General features: G+C 64.0%; 16 protein-coding genes and 1 pseudogene. All 17 read right to left on the bottom strand.

All coding sequences use genetic code 11. The annotated features are described in order from the left end of the window. Positions 1 to 362: 362 nt before the first annotated feature. Positions 363 to 629 (bottom strand): hypothetical protein, encoded by a 267-nt coding sequence (locus NI18_RS00475; RefSeq protein ID WP_052148879.1) that lies wholly within the window; start codon positions 627 to 629, stop codon positions 363 to 365. A 24-nt stretch (positions 630 to 653) separates the two neighbouring features. After that, positions 654 to 1,289 (bottom strand): hypothetical protein, encoded by a 636-nt coding sequence (locus NI18_RS00480; RefSeq protein WP_037527261.1) that lies wholly within the window; start codon positions 1,287 to 1,289, stop codon positions 654 to 656. Between the two features lie 72 nt (positions 1,290 to 1,361). Beyond that, entirely contained in the window at positions 1,362 to 1,571 is a 210-nt protein-coding gene (locus tag NI18_RS00485; RefSeq protein ID WP_037527263.1) for a hypothetical protein, read from the bottom strand. Further along, a complete protein-coding gene (locus tag NI18_RS26075) occupies positions 1,568 to 2,143 on the bottom strand; it encodes a phosphoadenosine phosphosulfate reductase family protein (protein ID WP_306286123.1) in 576 nt (191 codons plus the stop codon). Before NI18_RS26075 ends, NI18_RS00485 begins: the two co-directional genes overlap by 4 nt. Continuing rightward, positions 2,119 to 2,538, bottom strand: coding sequence for a hypothetical protein (locus NI18_RS26080; RefSeq protein WP_306286124.1), 420 nt, complete (start codon positions 2,536 to 2,538; stop codon positions 2,119 to 2,121). The genes NI18_RS26075 and NI18_RS26080 overlap by 25 nt, the downstream gene beginning before the upstream one ends. Continuing rightward, positions 2,535 to 3,458 (bottom strand): zincin-like metallopeptidase domain-containing protein, encoded by a 924-nt coding sequence (locus NI18_RS00495; protein WP_037527264.1) that lies wholly within the window; start codon positions 3,456 to 3,458, stop codon positions 2,535 to 2,537. The genes NI18_RS26080 and NI18_RS00495 overlap by 4 nt, the downstream gene beginning before the upstream one ends. A gap of 137 nt (positions 3,459 to 3,595) precedes the next feature. Beyond that, complete coding sequence (locus NI18_RS26085) at positions 3,596 to 3,925, bottom strand: hypothetical protein (protein WP_306286125.1); 330 nt, start codon at positions 3,923 to 3,925, stop codon at positions 3,596 to 3,598. Positions 3,926 to 3,936: 11 nt separating this feature from the next. Next, complete coding sequence (locus NI18_RS00500) at positions 3,937 to 5,658, bottom strand: ParB/RepB/Spo0J family partition protein (protein WP_306286126.1); 1,722 nt, start codon at positions 5,656 to 5,658, stop codon at positions 3,937 to 3,939. Between the two features lie 124 nt (positions 5,659 to 5,782). Beyond that, a pseudogene (locus NI18_RS00505) lies at positions 5,783 to 10,002 on the bottom strand (strawberry notch-like NTP hydrolase domain-containing protein). 177 nt (positions 10,003 to 10,179) lie between these two features. Then, positions 10,180 to 10,422 carry a hypothetical protein gene (locus NI18_RS26090; protein ID WP_306286127.1) on the bottom strand — a complete coding sequence of 81 codons (243 nt, stop codon included), beginning with the start codon at positions 10,420 to 10,422 and terminating at the stop codon, positions 10,180 to 10,182. Positions 10,423 to 10,459: 37 nt separating this feature from the next. Continuing rightward, a complete protein-coding gene (locus NI18_RS00510) occupies positions 10,460 to 11,083 on the bottom strand; it encodes a replication initiator protein A (protein WP_306286128.1) in 624 nt (207 codons plus the stop codon). A 265-nt stretch (positions 11,084 to 11,348) separates the two neighbouring features. Then, the gene (gene repC / locus NI18_RS00515; protein WP_037527266.1) at positions 11,349 to 12,683 is read right to left on the bottom strand and encodes a plasmid replication protein RepC; all 1,335 of its coding nucleotides are present in this window, start codon (positions 12,681 to 12,683) and stop codon (positions 11,349 to 11,351) included. Between the two features lie 678 nt (positions 12,684 to 13,361). Beyond that, on the bottom strand, positions 13,362 to 13,790 hold the full coding sequence (locus tag NI18_RS00520) for a winged helix DNA-binding protein (RefSeq protein WP_128082001.1): 429 nt from the start codon (positions 13,788 to 13,790) through the stop codon (positions 13,362 to 13,364). Between the two features lie 11 nt (positions 13,791 to 13,801). Beyond that, complete coding sequence (locus NI18_RS00525; RefSeq protein WP_037527268.1) at positions 13,802 to 14,284, bottom strand: hypothetical protein; 483 nt, start codon at positions 14,282 to 14,284, stop codon at positions 13,802 to 13,804. A gap of 25 nt (positions 14,285 to 14,309) precedes the next feature. After that, positions 14,310 to 14,576: a hypothetical protein gene (locus NI18_RS00530; RefSeq protein WP_306286129.1), complete on the bottom strand. Its 267-nt coding sequence runs from the start codon at positions 14,574 to 14,576 to the stop codon at positions 14,310 to 14,312. A gap of 127 nt (positions 14,577 to 14,703) precedes the next feature. Next, complete coding sequence (locus NI18_RS26095) at positions 14,704 to 14,829, bottom strand: hypothetical protein (protein WP_306286130.1); 126 nt, start codon at positions 14,827 to 14,829, stop codon at positions 14,704 to 14,706. Between the two features lie 599 nt (positions 14,830 to 15,428). After that, positions 15,429 to 15,740 (bottom strand): hypothetical protein, encoded by a 312-nt coding sequence (locus NI18_RS00540; RefSeq protein WP_306286131.1) that lies wholly within the window; start codon positions 15,738 to 15,740, stop codon positions 15,429 to 15,431. Positions 15,741 to 15,936: the final 196 nt, after the last annotated feature.

Consider the following 15,936-nt stretch of genomic DNA (forward strand, 5'->3'; position numbering starts at 1 on the left):
GATACGACGCGGTTAGGTGTCCCGTTCATCCACTAAACCCCTCGACGAGAGGCGCGCCGGACGGGCTGAGGAGCAAAGAGCCAAGACATGAGACTCTTGCCATCGTCCGGGACTGGCGTGTCAGTCGCTTTCGCCAGCTTCCGCTATATAAAACGCTGCAGACTGGGATTTAAGCAGTGTAGCTTTCACCTTACGCGTCTTGCCCTGACCGGCATCGCTCCTTTACGACTGGAACGCATTCGGCCTTACTCCAAGCATGCTGTTGTCCCCTGTCCGTTTCCGGATTTCAGGTCTTTCGAACCCAAGGTTAGCTTGGCGGGCAGAGGTTTCCTCAACTTACCTCATCATTACTGATACTCCTTTCAGCGCCACAACGGCGCACTATCCTTGTACCCGAACGTGCAGCCGTCGCGCGCGCCGGTGCTGGTCTTGGTGAGGCAGACGATGCCGAACACGATCCGTTCGGCGTCGTCCGCGAGGCGCTCGCAAGCGGCGTAGTAGGTCGATCCGACCATGGCGGACGCCAGCACGGTCAGACGATGCGTGTCGCGGCGGTAGGTGAACTGGTTGTCGAGATACGAGCGCGGGGTGGCGTAGCCGCCCATATCGCGCATAAAGAGCCAACCCATGATAAGTCTCCGGTGATGTGAGAATCAGGCGGCAGCGGCGAGGCGCGGAGCGCCAACGTCGCCAACCGTCGCGGTAAGCCGGCGCTGGAACGTGCTCACGTCCAGCAGCTCGGCGATCGGCGCGCGTTGAACGGGGCCGGCGTGTTCGCCGCCCCGGCAGCGGTTGAAGGTGATCTCGCTGTCGGGGAGGAAGCTGTGCGGCCGCACGCGGATCGAGAGGTCCGCGTGGCGCAGCTCGGTCGTTCCGTCGTCCGCGATCCCGCCCATGTCGGTGTCGATGCGGATGTCATGCGCCTCGAGGCCGATGGCCTCGGCGAGGGAAGCAAGCGCGAGGCGTGCCTGTCGATGGAAGGTCCGTTTAGCACCGGCATCGCCGGCGACGCTGTTGCCGGCGATGTCGAGCAGCGCGGATCCGGCGATGACGCTGTTGCGGTCTTCCGCACAGCGCAGGCGCAGTTCGTTGGTGCTGGGCGCACCACGTTCGGCGACGGACGCCAGGTTGCGGATCAGCAGCAGGATCGACGCATCGCAGTCGATCGGCTTGCCGGCACGCCGGCAGTCGTCGACGCCCACGTTTAGGGCGTGGAGCGCTGCGGGCAGGGTGCCCAGAGCGTCGGGAGAAAGCGCCTCGTTGTGGCGGTAGTGGGTGTCGTAGAGCATGGCGGACCTCCTGAGCGCCAGGGCGCGCTCAAAACGCCGAAGGCTCCCTCTCCTCTGTGGACGGGGCCTTGGTCAGAGCATCCGGCCGACAGGATCGGGCGATCGTGAGGCTGCATCATAGCCGGACTGCCAAGCCGTGCGGAGCTTGCTCCCTCGGCGATAATGGCATCGGTCGTTGCCCATGACGAAGCAGCGCCATCCCGATTTCTCGGCTTCCCACAGCGGGTCTTCCCGCGTGGGACCGAGCAGGTCCATGAGATCGACGCGCGTGGCGGCGTTCATGGCGTTCCTGCATGGTCGCCGAATGCGCCGGCGGGGAGCGTCCAGCGATCCGCCAGGATCGAGAGACGCCAGACCGGATCATCGGCTTGCGCCAATTCGTCGGGATGGAGCGTCGCAGCCGGGAACGCCGTGCCGCGGTCAGCGAGTTGCGTGACGGTGAACGAGCGATGGATCGTCTTCCCGCTCGCGACTTCGCGAGCCGCAACCCGTCGGAAAGCGGCAGGGAAGACGAGCCGGAGTGTCGCCCATTGGTCGGGCGAGCCGAAGATGCAGGCTCGACACGACAGACGCCCCCATCCGAGGACGTAGGCCGGGTGGGGGCGGATGCGCGCTTGCGAGATCGCGTCCCAGGTCAGGCGCTCGGTCCAGTCATGGACCGGGCGCCAATGATCGACCGCACGCGCGAGGGTGGAGGTGCGATGCGGCTCAAGCGTCGCATAGCGCGCACGCGAGGGACTTTCCTCGGCGCGCTCGCCGGTGATGACCAGCGTGCGGCCATCGAGGAAGCGCGGCTGATTCCGGATCGCGGCGGCGAGGACGTCGATCTTCAGAGCGGGGCTGCACCAGCGCACCCGAAGATCGGGAGACGCTGGGGAAAGAGCCCGCGCGTGCCGGCAGGGCCGTTGCCCCCGGCACGGCCGATGCCAGTCGGCGTCTCGAACGCGATCGGCGCGGTCGGCGCGTCGTCGCGCACCAGCTCGCGCGCGAAGCCGCCCTCGCGCCACGAGACGTAGAGCGCGATCCCGAAATGCTCGGCGATCGCGCGGACATAGGCGGGGGTGCACGGCCAATCCATGAAGGTCGGGCCGTGGCCGTCGACATCATGGTGATGCAGCTCGATCGCGTGTGCCGGCACGCCGAGATTGAGGAGGTGGAGCAGGGCGGCAAGGCTGTCCTTGCCGCCGCTGAACGCCACGACGAAGCGCCGGTAGGCGCCGAGGTCGGGGAGGGCGGCCGGATCGGTCATGCCGCTTCACGGTTCTGTTCCTCGATCTCGGCCGAGGCGTCGAGCCCGGTCGCGCGGAGCAGATAGCCGGCTGCGGCTTCGGCCTTCGCAGCGGCGGTCATGATCGCGCGGCTGTCCTTGCGCAGCACCTTCAACCACGAACCGATATAAGCGGCGTGGTCGTCCATATGCGACGTCGGCAGACCGAGATCGGCACCTAGCAGCGCTGAGGTCATCTCAGCGCAAAGCTCTTCGAACGCATAGGCGTCGTCGCCGAAGCGCTTGCCGAACGTGCGATCGAGCCGGTCGGGATGGCCGGTCCAGTGGCCAGCCTCATGGGCGAGCGTGGCGGCGTGGTAGGCGCGGGTCGAGAATAGCTCGACGGGCGGCATCGTGATGCTGTCGGCGGTGCGGTCGTAGAACGCGCGATCGCCGCGCGTGTGGACGGTTGCCGGCAGCGCATCGAGGAAGCGCTGCGCGCGCTCGTGGAGCGCATCGGCCGGGGGCACGATGCTGACAGGGCTCGGGTAGAAGTCAGGAGACAGCCCGTCGATCTGGTCGCAGTTGAACACGGCGTAGGAGCGCAGCACGCGCCGCATCTCGTCGGTCGTGTCGCCGGTGACGACGGATTCGACGGTCTTGCTATAGGATTTGTAGAAGATCGCGATCTGCGAGCGTTCGCCCTCGCGGACCTGGCCGCCAAGGGCCTGCGCCTGTTTGTACGTCATCCAGGTGCGCGAGTTGTAGCCTGAGCCCTCGGCACACAGCCACAGCCAGAAGCAGTTGATGCCCTTGTAGGGGTCGCCGGTCGCGCGGAGTGGACGGCCGCCAAGGCCGGGCCGCCACGGCTTGACCCAGGGACGGACCCCGGCTTCGAGCTTGTCGATGATGGTGTTGGTGATGATGTCGGCAGGCGAGGGCTTGTCGGTGGTCTGTGCCACGATCGTTCTCCTGATTGAATTGAGGCAAACCCGCGTGGGCATCCTCCCCTCTGGAAGGGCGGTGCCGGGTCACAAAAAGAGGGGCGACACTTGCGCGAAGTGCCGCCCCCAGTTGCCTCGAAACGTGCAAGCCGGCGTCAGGCCGCTTGGCTGAAATCCTCCTCTTCCTCGTGATCGATCACTGCGTCGTCACCGGAGTCGAGATCGGTATCCTCGTCGTCGTCCGGATCGATGCCGGTTTCGTCATCGACGAAGCTGGAGCGCAGCGGCGTGCGCGCCGCCTTCTCTTGTCCCTCGAAACGCATCGCGTCGGGCAACCAGGCCGTCGCCTTCTCGCGGATTTCGGCTTCGACGATTCCCTGACCGTTGCACAGCGAGGCACAGGTGCCGGCAAGGTCGCCCTTCTTGGCGTCCTTGTAGCGGCCGCGCAGGATCGGGCCTCCGATTTCCTCGAGCGCGTCGAGCATGACGGTCTTCTTCACCCGGCCGAAGAAGTTCTCGGCCGTCGGGCGCCACCAATTCTCGACCTGAATGTCGAGGAGGCGACGAGATGGTCGTGGAAGCCGTTGCTCCGATAGCCCTCGGCGACGTTGAGCGTCGGTTCGAGAGTTCGTGCTATCGAGTATGCAACCCAAGCGCCCCGGGCCTCGTCGTCGAGCGCCCGGAAGGTGTCGAAGCGCGCGGTCATGGTCGGCAGACCCGCCCAGCTCGTGTCGAGCCGCTGGCGCTGGTCGTCGATCGTCTGCGACGCCATCGAACCCTCGTCGCGGAAGGCGAAGATCGGGAAGCCCGCGGCGCTCGACTTCAGCGTCGAGTGGGTCGGGATGTGGGCCTGCTCGAACACCACGTTCTGCGCCATCAGGAAGATGGTCAGGTCGAGTGCGAGTCCCGGGTCGCTGGCGATATGAGCGACGAGGATCTGGCGGCGCTGCGTCGCCAGTTCATCGACCAGCGTGGCGCTGAGCTTCGGACCCTGTTCGGCGTCGCCGGCATCGCGGTCCCCGGTTGCACCGCCCGACTCCTTGGGCGGGGCGTTCGGATCCACGACCGGCTTTTCGCTGAAGAGGCGGGTGTGGACGCGAGGTTCGCCATCGCCCCCGATATAGACGAACGTCCCGATCTGCGCTTTCAGCGCCGGATCGATCTCGTGCCGGGCGTCCTCGATGGTCTCCAGTTCCCGCTCAATCGTCTCGATGCGCGCGTTCGCCGCCTCGGCTTCGGCGCTGCCGTCGGGCAGTTCCTGCTCGAGCTGGTCGATCAGCGTGTCGTTCTCGGCCGACAGAACTTCGACACGCGCGGTCTCGTCCTCGGTGAGGGCGCGGGCAGGGGCGTGAAACTCGTGCAGCTGGCGCTCGAGGTCGTAGGGAACGTGCGTCGCCGCGATCGGCGTTACGAACGCGAGACCTTCCGCCTGCGCCAGCTCGGCAGCGGCCGCTTCCAGCTTCTTGGCGGCGAGCATCTCGATCAGGTCGACGTCGATCCAGTTCTCATCGCCTTCGGTCGCGAACAAGTCGCCCTCGATACGTCCGCCTGCGGCGACATAGGCATCGCGACCGACAAAGCGGGCCTTGGCGTCGTTCGCCTTGACGGTGCCGTTGAGGATGGCGCGGCGGATATTGTCGGGATTATCGCCATAGTACGAGTTGCTCATCTGCGTGAACACGCGGGCCTGACGGTCGACATCGGTGGTGACGGCGTAAGCCTGCGCCACGCCGAGGGTGATCTCGCCGGCCGCGAGCGCCTCAAAGACGCACGGTGCCAGTTCCGCGAGACGGACACGCTGCTCGACGAAGCGGGTGGTGACGCCCTGACGCTTGGCGACGTCCTCGGCGGTCATGCCCTTCTGGATCAGGAAGTTGAACGCGGTGCATTCGTCGGCCGGGTTCATCGGCACGCGCTGGAAGTTCTCGGCAAGGCTCGCCTCGGTCGCGTTGTCGTCATCGCTCAGTACCAGGACCGGGACGGTGTGGTCAGCGGGGAGGGCGCCCTGTTCGATCAGGCGCTGAAGCGCCCGAAGGCGGCGACCGCCTGCCTTGACGGTGAACGTGCCCGCCTTCTTGAGCGGGGTAACGACGAGGTTCTGCAACAACCCCTGGGCAGCGATGTTAGCGGCGAGGGAGTCGATGCCGACCTCGCGGTTGGATTTGCGCACATTGTCTTTCGACAGCGAAAGGTTCTTGACCTTCACGGACTGGATCACCGGTCGTCTCCATCTGGAATTGGCGCGCCGCGTCAGACGGTCGCGCAAGCCTGCTCATCAAGCTCACAAAGCCGAAGGCTCCCTCCCCTCCCTTCGATCGAGCGGGGAGGAAGTCGTTGGTTCGTCAGGCGATGATGCGGTCGATCACGGCTGCAGCGCTGGCCACGGGTACAAACATCCGCGTCTTGTGCTGGATGATGTCGGTGAAGCACCCGGCGGCCTTCAGCTCAGGCAGTCGCGTGTGAGGCCAGTCGAGTAGCTCGAGGCGCTGCTGGCCGGCGACCAGGCTGCGCTTCAGCCTGTATGCGCCCACGATCGCGATCTCGCCGCTCGTCATGACGTGCTTGGCGTTTTCGGCACCCGAGACGGTGATGGTCGCCGCGATGCCGAAAGCGTCCGCGAGCTTGGCGACGAGCGGGGCAGGGACGATGCGGCCAAGGAAGGACTGGCCGTCATCGGTGTTCAAGCGCCAGACCTGGACGTGATCGTCGGGCAGGCGGTCCCATACCGGTAGGAGCAGGCCGGTGACGAGGTAGAGCGTATTGGTGCGGGTTTTCCCCGCCATCTCCTCGACCTCGGCCTGCCACAATGTCGAGAACTCCTCCTCGCTCGCCTCCTCCCACATCGTCTCGACAAGAAGATCCTGACGCATCCGTTCGGTACGCGTGGGGCGGACCAGCTCGTAGCGGCGCACGATCTCGCCATCGTCGTCGGTCAGCGAATAAGTGCTGCTCCGAATCGCGGCCTTGCCCGACTTCCGGTTCACCATCGGACGGGAGTCCTCGTCGAGGATCTGCAACGCGGACGCGAGCGCGAGCGGCTTGTAGCGTTCCTCGGTCTCCAACCGGAGGATCTCGGTCTCGGCACCGCTGGTCTCGTCACGACGGATGACGCTACGGTCGAGGATTGTGATGCGCTCGGCGTTGATGCTCTCGACACCGAGATCCAGCGTGCCAGCATCCTTGGCCGCTTCGATGCGGGCTTCGATCAGCCCGAGATATTCGTCGAAGATCGCATTCTGCATGGCGATGCGCAGCGCGAGGATGCGATTGAGCCAGCGCTGGATGGGCGGCATATCTTCCTTAAGGCCGCCACCTTCGCCCTCCAGCTCGAGGCCGGTGAGCTTCTGGAACTGGTCAAGCGTGGTCGAGCGAAGCTTGCCATTGGCGAGCAGGCGAAACCACTGTTCGAGTGATTCCTTGGCATAGTCGCTTCCGAGATTGTCGCGGGGGTCGAACAGGCCCTGACCGCCGGTCTGGCGCTGCCCGCGGGTGAGCGCGCCTAGGCTGTCGAGCCGGCGTGCGATCGTCGAGATGAAGCGACGTTCGCCGCGGCAGTCGGTCGACACCGGCCGGAACAGCGGTGCGATCGCCTGATGGGTGCGGTGCGTGCGTCCGAGCCCCTGGATGGCGGCGTCAGCACGCCAGCCCGGCTCGAGGAGGTAGTGATTGCGGCGCGACTGGTTCTCGCACGTCAGGCTCGCATGATAGCTGCGCCCGGTGCCGCCAGCGTCGGAGAAGATCAGGATTTTCTTGGCACCGCGCATGAAGGCGTCGGTTTCGGCCAAGTTGGTACGGGGCGAGCGGCTTTCGACGCGCTGGCGACCGTGCGCGTCCATGATGACGCGACGGCTACGCCCCGTGACCTCGGCGACCGCATCGGTGCCGAAATGCCCGATAATATGGTCGAGCGCGGACCCGACGATGGGCAGTGCGCAGAGCTGCTCGAGGAGGTTGTCGCGCATCTCGAGCGCCTCCTGGCTGAAGACGGGGCGGCCGTCTTCGTCCGACATTGGTTCGGAACGGGTTTTGCCGGTCTCGTCGACAAAGGTCTTCATCTGCCGCACCGGGAAGGCGGCCGTGAGGTACGACATGAGGAACTCGCGGGGGGAAAGCTCGATGTCGAGATTGGCGCGTTCTTCGACGGTCAGCGCGGCCAGTGCCCGGTTAAGCATCGCCTCGGACGTCGAGACGAGCTGGATCACCACGCTCTCGCCGCGCGCGAGATCGGCGCGGATCGCGGGAACGAGTGAGGGCAGCTTCATGCCGATCAGGAGTTGGCAGAAGAAACGCTGCTTGGTGGACTCGAAGATCGACAGCGCGGCCGCCTTGGCGCCGCTGTTATAGGTGTCGTTCGAGAAGCTGTCCGTCACGCGGGTCGCGTCCAGCGCCGCGCGCAGGTTGCTGTGGATGATCGCCCACGCATCGGCATAGGCGTCATAGACCTCGATCTGGTCTAGTGTGAGGTTGTGTTGGAGGATATCGTATTCGACACCGGCGAAGCTCAGCGCGCGCGAGACGTAGAGGCCCTGCATTTTCAGGTCGCGCGCGATCAGCTCCAGCGCGGCGATACCGCCCCGGCGCAGGGAGTCGACGAAGGTCCGGCGATCGGCAAACGCCGTGCCCGGACCCCACAGGCCAAGCCGCGTTGCATAGGCAAGATTGTTGACGTCGGATGCACCGGTCGCGGAGACGTAGAGGACGCGGGCGCGCGGGAGGAGGTTCTGGAGACGGACGCCGGCGATGCCCTGGTCGGAGCCTTGTTTGGTGCCGAAGCTGCCTTCGCCACCTGCGACACCGGCCATCTCGTGCGCCTCGTCGAAAACGATCATGCCGTCATAGTCGTCGCCAACCCATTCAAGGATCTGCTGGAGCCGCGTTCCCTTGTCACCGCGATTGGAGCGCAGCGTCGCATAGGTGAGGAACAGCACGCCTTCGGCCGCGCCTACGGGCGAGCCCAGCTTCCACTGGTTGAGATGCTGGATGTCGAGCGCGAGACCGCCAACGGCGGTCCAGTCGCGACGCGCATCTTCGAGCAGCGTCTCGGTCTTGGAGACCCAGATGTGCTTGCGACGGCCGCGCAGCCACTGGTCGAGGATGATAGCGGCGACCTGGCGGCCCTTGCCGGCGCCGGTGCCGTCACCGAGGAAGAAGCCGGTCCGGTATGGGCGGCCATCCTCGGACGGTGCGATCGAGAGCCCCTCCTCGACAGGTTTGAACAGGCCGGGAATGTCGCGCTCAAAGGCGTCGCCGGCATAGATCAACGTCTCGAGCTGCGCGTCGGAGAGCGTCTTCGCATCGACGACGGCGTGCGGGAGCGTGGGGATGTAGGTCGGCCGTGGCGCTGTGATCGAGCCCATGGCGATCGATTCCACCAGAGCGGTTGGATGCGCCGATGCGCAGACGATCGCGATCCGGCTCGGCCGGTATGGCAGGTACACACCGACAGACTCGCCGGTCGGGAGTGGCTCGGCGAACACGGTGTAATCGATCGGGGTCGCGGTCTGCGACCGCGCGGCTTTTGCGGGCGGTGCGCTCAGGCGCGGTTTATTCGCGAGACCGCCAAGCAGCGAGCTGCGCCCTGCAGGGCGCGCGAGCAGCGAGGCGGTGCGCGGGACAGGCGCGGATACGGGGGAAGCGGCCTTTGCCGCGATCGCCGCGAGCGCCTCGGCGAGCGTCGCGCAGCGGATCAGTTCGGCCGCATGCCGGTACCTTTTTCCAACACCATGATCTTCACGGTCTGGCTGGTGCCATGCTTCGCATAGGCGTTCGCCGGCAGTTCGAGGTGCAGCGTCAGCGTGCAGCCCTCGGTCGCCTTGGCCCAGGCGCGGCTCGATGTATCGACGCGGCCGGGCAGGATGGCGGCGCAACGGCCTCCGGTGCCGAGACGCATCAAGGCGGCGCGAAGATGCCGGAACGCTGCTTGGCGGTCGGCGTGGCGACCGATGCTGCGCGAGAAGGGAGGATTGATGAGGACGGCCGTTGGCCGAATCGTTGGTTCGAGTAGATCGTGGATCAGCTCGCCGTCGTGCCGCGTGACAGCGACGCCCGGGAACGCGGCAGCGAGCATCTCAGCGCGCGCCGGATCTATCTCGTTGAGGATCAGGCGCGCACCGGCGCGGTGCGCGAAGGCGGCGAGCAGGCCTGTCCCGGCAGACGGTTCGAGGACCAGATCCGTGGCCGCGATTCTACCGGCGAGCGCAGCGAGGTAGGCGATCGGGGCAGGGGTGGAGAATTGCTGGAGCTCGATTTGCTCTTCGCTGCGAACGGTATGCGTGGGCAGGCCGGCGACCAGCGCGGTCAGTGCGCCAAGGCAATCGCCCGGAGTGGATGGCAGGTCGGCCTTCGCTAGGTGCATGACCTCGGCGAGTTCGAGCATGTCGTAAGCGTCGCGTAGCGACCAACGACCGTCGGCCGAGGATCCGCCATAGGCTTGCTCCATGACCCACAGCAGCGTGTCGCGCTGGAGCGAACCATTCCTGGCGATGGTGTCGGCGACCGCCTTGGCGGCCGTGATCGAGGGTTCGGTGAAGTCGAGTTCGAGAGCTGCGGCTGAGGTGCGCATCGAGGGCTTCCTTCTTGTCGCCCGGTGATCATCACCGGAGCAACAAGCCGAAGGCTCCCTCTCCTCTGAACGCCTTGTGCCCGACGAAGCATCGCTACCGCTAAGCCATCTTCCAAAGCCGGACGGGACGCGTCTGCCGCAGCTAGTCGCGCAGGACGTCAGGCATATGGATCTATATCAGGCGGCCAACGCGGCTCGACCTCCTGTCAAACGATCCTTGGGCTTCATCACGACGACCGTCTCGGGCTTCCCGACCCGTCGGCCTAGTTTATCCCGCGCAGGGACTTCCGGAACAACTTCCCGCACTTCGATTGAGTAACTGGGCATTTTATTCTCGGCCGCGATCTTCTTCAGCTGACTTTTCAACGTGCGGAGCGGCGACGTGGAGCCGATTTTCGCACCCAGCATTTCCAGAGGCATTTCATATTCTTCATCACGACAGTAGCAGTGCGCCAATTCATAAAAGGCGTCGTTCGATCGGGCCGAGACGGAAATAGTCGTTGTGGTAGTCATAGATACGGCTGTCACGCGAGACCGCGCGGACGAGCCAGTCACAGAGCTGGACGCGGACCGGCATGAGTTGATCGACGCCGCTCGCCGTTTCGCGAGTGGTCGCCTGCGCTTCCGCGAACCAGGAGAAGAAGCCCTTCGTCCCCACGGTGCCAGTTTTGATGTTCGTGCGGATCTGCGTGCCCTGCAGACGACCGAGCGCTTCGATGAAGCGATCGTAATCACGCTTCGATGGGCGTCCGACGCCGGTCGCCCGGAAGAAGTCATGTGCATTGAAGGTGAAGACATTCTGTACTTCACCCCCGGTCCGACCAATATGCTGCACCATCAACGACAGGACGTAGATCAGCACCTCTTTATCCCACATCGTCGCGATACCGCTCGAACTGGGCTTGATCTCGATTTTGACGCCGTCCATCTCGTAGGTCATGGCCTCCATCTGAGGCCGCTTCGCTAACGAGAACAGTGGAAAGTCCATGATACTCTGCTCGCCACGGACTTTGCCGTGCAGCGGGCTGTCGAGATAGTCGAACAGCTTGCCCTGGGTGAGAGCGACTTCTCGCGAATCCATCGTCGGGGCTCCCACCAGCTTCACTTTGAAAGGCCGCTTATAGCGGATCGGCCGCAAACCTGCAGTCGGATAAGCGACCGCGTTATCGATAGCACGAGGATTTGGAGCGATTTAGCTGGTAAATCGGGGTGTGTTTCACATTTCGGTAGGTGCGGGTCACCGCAAACTCGGTCGGGACTCGTGCTATCGGTAACGCCGTGAAAGCCTTTGAAAGACCAGGTGTGCAGTACGAGCTCCAGGCCTTTGAAAAGATGGCGAGATCCCGTCATCGTAGTCCGGCTCCCCGAGAAACCAGCCGCGACATCAGGCTACCGATCGGCGTCGCATCGGTTCCATCAGACATCCCCCGCATGGCGACGGCGCGGCTCGTGTCCTTGAGGCCGTGGAGCGTCCGTCCAAGGTTCAATTCGCCCTTGCCAGCCTTGCTGCTCATTCCGCGGAGATACGCGCCGGGCCGCTGAACCTCGCCGCGCCGGTATTTTTGGATGGTGGCGATGACGGAGGCAGCAGCACCTCGCTGGCCCATGATGCGACATGCTTCCTTGAACGCGTTAGTGCTGATCCCCGACTGGCCCGCAAGCCGCTCCGCGGTGGCGACCACCTCGCCCCACGATCCATCGCGGTAGAGCAGACCGGAACAGAGCTCCGGCGCTATCGACATCATGAATTCCGGATCGACACCGTGTTTCTCCAGATCCTCGTCGATGGCAGTTTGCGGTTGAGAGGAGAGGGCGTCCCCATTCCCACTACTCTTTTTCGCCAAGCCACTACGGGTATCTGCTTTAGCAGATTGGAGTTGATTTGTAGTTGTAGAGTGGATGTCTTCAGGTCCATCCCAGCATGAACTATCATTCTGATCGCTACTCGTATTGGGGACGGCAATCTTGGCCGAAACAGCCCCGGCAAGACGCCGCGCCCGCTCTTCGATCTGCTCCACGCAGGCCGTCAGAAGGCCGGCATCGCGGACGCAACGCATCTGGTCGGTGGCCATCAACGCCAACGCGAGATCGTCACCCGCCTTCAAATCGTGAAGATCGGCGTCGAATGCCGTTTGAGCCAGAGCCCTGATATTCCTGCGGGCAGCGGCAAGGCGCTTGCGGAGCACTGTCAGTGCCGCATCCTCTGCGGCTCCCTTGGCCGCGCGGGCAGCAAATTCTTGAAGCCTGGTCCCGATCGGAGCGAGCACGATGCCGTAGCCCCACGTGATGAAGCCGTCGGCCCCGCGGCGTCCACCACGATGACCGTTCGGACTATCCCGGAAGCTGACCAGACCGAAGGCCTGTGCCTGATTCAAGAGCTTTTGAACCTGTCGGACGGTTACGCCCAGCTTTTGCGCGAGCAGGTCGTTCGACGGCCAAACGACGGGGATCTGTCCACCCTGCCAGTCCTGCGGCTTCGTCCAGGCAAACAGGAGATCGATGACGGAGACCACGCGCAGGGGGACGCCCATGTAAGGAGCCGCCCGTTTGAGCGCCGCAAGCGCGTTGGAAGGCGCCATTCCAGTCTCGAGCCCGCAAAATTCGTCGACAAGCTTCGTCGCCCTGGCGGCATGCTCGTCAAACCGGCGAAGTCCCCGGCCGGGGCTTTGGGCAGCAACCATTGTTCGTTCTCCCTGGGAGGGGAGCCCGTGCAAACAAAGCGACACCGTGGCGCCACGGTCGGCGCTTTGGGGTAGCAATATGAAAGGAAGCCAGCTAAGTGAGGGTTCTCACATCCGCCCTAGCAGGCGTCCCGAAAAGCCCGGCCTCGCGCCGGGTTTTTCATGTCCGCACAGCGTCCCCTTGATCGTTGTGGCGCCCGCCCGGGTGGACGGCGGCGGTCAGCGTTGAGCCGATCCACAACGTCGATTGTTAAGCATCGCTGGCGGGTCGGTCGTGCGCGATGAATCGTGCTATCGGTAACGGAATGGGCAATAATCACGTGCTATCGGTAACGAAGCGTCGATCTTCGCTCGTGCTATCGATAACGCCGTGCCGCCGAGACACGTGCTATCGGTAACGCCGTGGCGCTCTCGCTCGTGCTTTCGGTAACGGCGTGAGAATCGGGCGATTTGGGTGTCTCACGTGCCATGTAGCGCAGAAGGGGAGCATCCTCCTTAGCGCCGCGCCGGGTAGGCGTGGCGGGAAAATTGCAGTTAAGGCGGCGAGGGACTGCAAGTTCAGGCTCGAAATTGGCTGCCGCCTTCTGTCCTAGCGATAGATCGAATGGGACTTTTTCGGTCGTTCGATATGTCATTGGTGACCGAAAGAACGGAGTCGAGTGTGCCCCGTAGAAATCGTCAGCCCGATCTCCGATCCTGTATTCGAGACTCGGCGATCTGAAGATCGAGCCACTGCTCCGAAGCCGCAAGAAGGGGAGTGAGCGTGCCGACGATCAGGCGGCGTCCGTCATCGGGATCCGTTTGCCTGACTATGTATCCAAGCGCCTCGAGATGCTCGATATGGCGCAAAGCGGTGGTCGTCGAGCCTCCGCTAAGCTTACAAAGCTGGGACACAGCGATGCGGCGCCGCTCGCACGTGGCCACGTAAAGCTCCAGTATCATGTCCCAGCTCGGATCATAGAAGCGGACCCCGTTGAAGTGGGTCGCCCGCCTACGCCGGCCGACCAACACCGCCCTGGCCTCGGCAAGCCTGCGCTCGGACAGGTTTCTCGCGTCTGGCGGCATAGACAGCAAAGTGTCCTCGATCGCCTTGCGCGGCAGCCGCACGACGACGTCGATCAGGTCGTCTCCTTCAGATGCTGCACCCATAATCGTCTTGATCCGTTTCGGATGTAGGGCTCGGCGTTCGCCGGCAAGCGGAACGTGCCGAGCGCAAGCGCGCCGAGTGCGAGGTAGGCGTAGATCCCAAGCCCGGTGTGGTAGGCAAAGAGCGGCACGCGTGGCAGCAGGGCGCCGAAGATGCTCATGAAGAGGTCGGCTACCGCAAACCCTGCAGCCCAGATCGGCCAGAAGCGGGTCGTCGTCACGCCCAGCCAATAGAAGCCGGCGGCGACGCCCGCATCAATGACTAGGATCGATACCTCACCTGGAGCCCAGCCTTCTCTCGCCACGATCAATCGAATAGCCGTAGTCGTGGCGAACCCCGCCATGTTGATGAGCGCGCCGAATCGCTCGGGCCTGCCTCCTCGGAGTACTGCGAAGAGCAGCACGCCGACCATGACGACGTTGAAGATGACCGCGAGGATTATCTGGGCGCTCATGGGATTTCTCCCGGCCCGCCCGCCGTTACCCTTGCGCTGACGTGACCTCGACAATCGGCGGAAGAGCGATCTCCTCGAGCGAAGCAGATGAAGGCTTCGGTAAATTTTCGCCCCAGTTCGTCTCCGTCAGACCCAGTTGGCGACCGACTTTCTCGACAAACAGATGTGCTCGCATTGCCATATGATCCTGACCATCGACGAGGGCCGACAGCGCCGCGACCGTCGCCTTCACCGTGCGCTGCGTCATCGCGGCGGATAGGCTGTGCGCCTCCGTCGCCTCCAGCGTGGTCACCAAAAAATTGCGCCGTATCGCGTGTGGCTAGATTGATCGATCGCTCCGCTCTGCGCAGCTCGTCCGCGACGATCCGGCTTGTGTTCGAAAGGGATTGCATAAGGCCTCCTTGGGCTCCGAGCGCCCATCACAGTGGTTTTAGCCCGAGCAGGAGAAGCAGCGTTACAATCGCCATGCCGGCCGCAGTCAGGCCCAGGGGGGTCACGATCGAGATGATCGCGGTCCAGAAGGCAACCTGCTTCCAGGTGAGCATATTCGCTGCCGCCCCAGCGGTCGGCAACGGGGAGGGGAAGCGGGAACGTTGGTGGCGCGGAAGGTAGGTCGTTTGCAGGGGGTAAAGGCTCTACCCCTCCGTCGTGCTCCGCCAGAAGCCGCGCGGCATCAAAACGGGTTGGCACACCGAGGATATTATTGGCCTTTAACAGCTGCTTATCGACCGCCCGGTGGCTGCTACCCGTAGCCGCCGCGATCTCCTTCGAGTTGCGGTTCTGAAGCACAAGGCGAAGATAAGACCGTTGACGATCGGTCAGGCGGGCAATGCGATCCGGTGCGCTTGCATCGGGCGCCGGGGTTGGGGGCGTCTGGTCGGCAGGACGTCTGCCCGGTTCGTTAATCAGCATGCTCTCGAAAATACTCGCGACGCGGAATGATTCGGCTCCAGATCACCGATAACTCCTGACGGGCCCCGTCGATCAAATTGACATCGCGAATGGGTTGAGTCGGCGCTCGAACGCGACGAAGAGGTCACGTTTAAGCGCCCACGACGCCTCGCCGAGTTCTCGTTTCGAAGCGGGCCGAACCCATGCGCACCTCGGCGATCAGAAGCGGCCGCCACTCAGCACGATTGAAGCCCTAGTGAACGGACGGAAATTCGCCAAGAGTTGCAGCTGTGTCGTTCAAGCGCGAGGCCCAGTAGGAAAGGATCTGTCCCTCAGCAGGGCGATCCTCGGCTGTATGCGCGGCAAATTCGGACAGGGTGCGGGCGAGTTCGGCGCCTGAAATCACGTGTTCGCGTTCCAGTATCGTGGCCAGAAGGGCCAGCCAGTCGCCATGTGCCTGCACCAGCGCTTCGATCTGAAGTATTCCCGAACCGCTGCCGGAGAAACCCTGTGAAGGGCTTTGGCGCCGGCGGAACCTCGTAAACAAACTTTTGATCAAGGACATGGCGCGCGTTCCATCAACCGCCCGTAGCCGGGACGGTTGAACACGCGGGAACACTGGTAACCACGCCCCACGTATTCCCCGCACCGACAAGCGGTAGCAAGGTCTTGTATTTCGCGGGCCGCCCGACGGAAATCGGGGACCCAGCATTCGACCGCACATGCGGGCCAAGGATGGTGTTCAAGCCATGCCTAAGCCA

This window comes from Sphingomonas sp. Ant20 (assembly GCF_000783375.1).
Classification (GTDB): domain Bacteria; phylum Pseudomonadota; class Alphaproteobacteria; order Sphingomonadales; family Sphingomonadaceae; genus Sphingomonas; species Sphingomonas aerolata.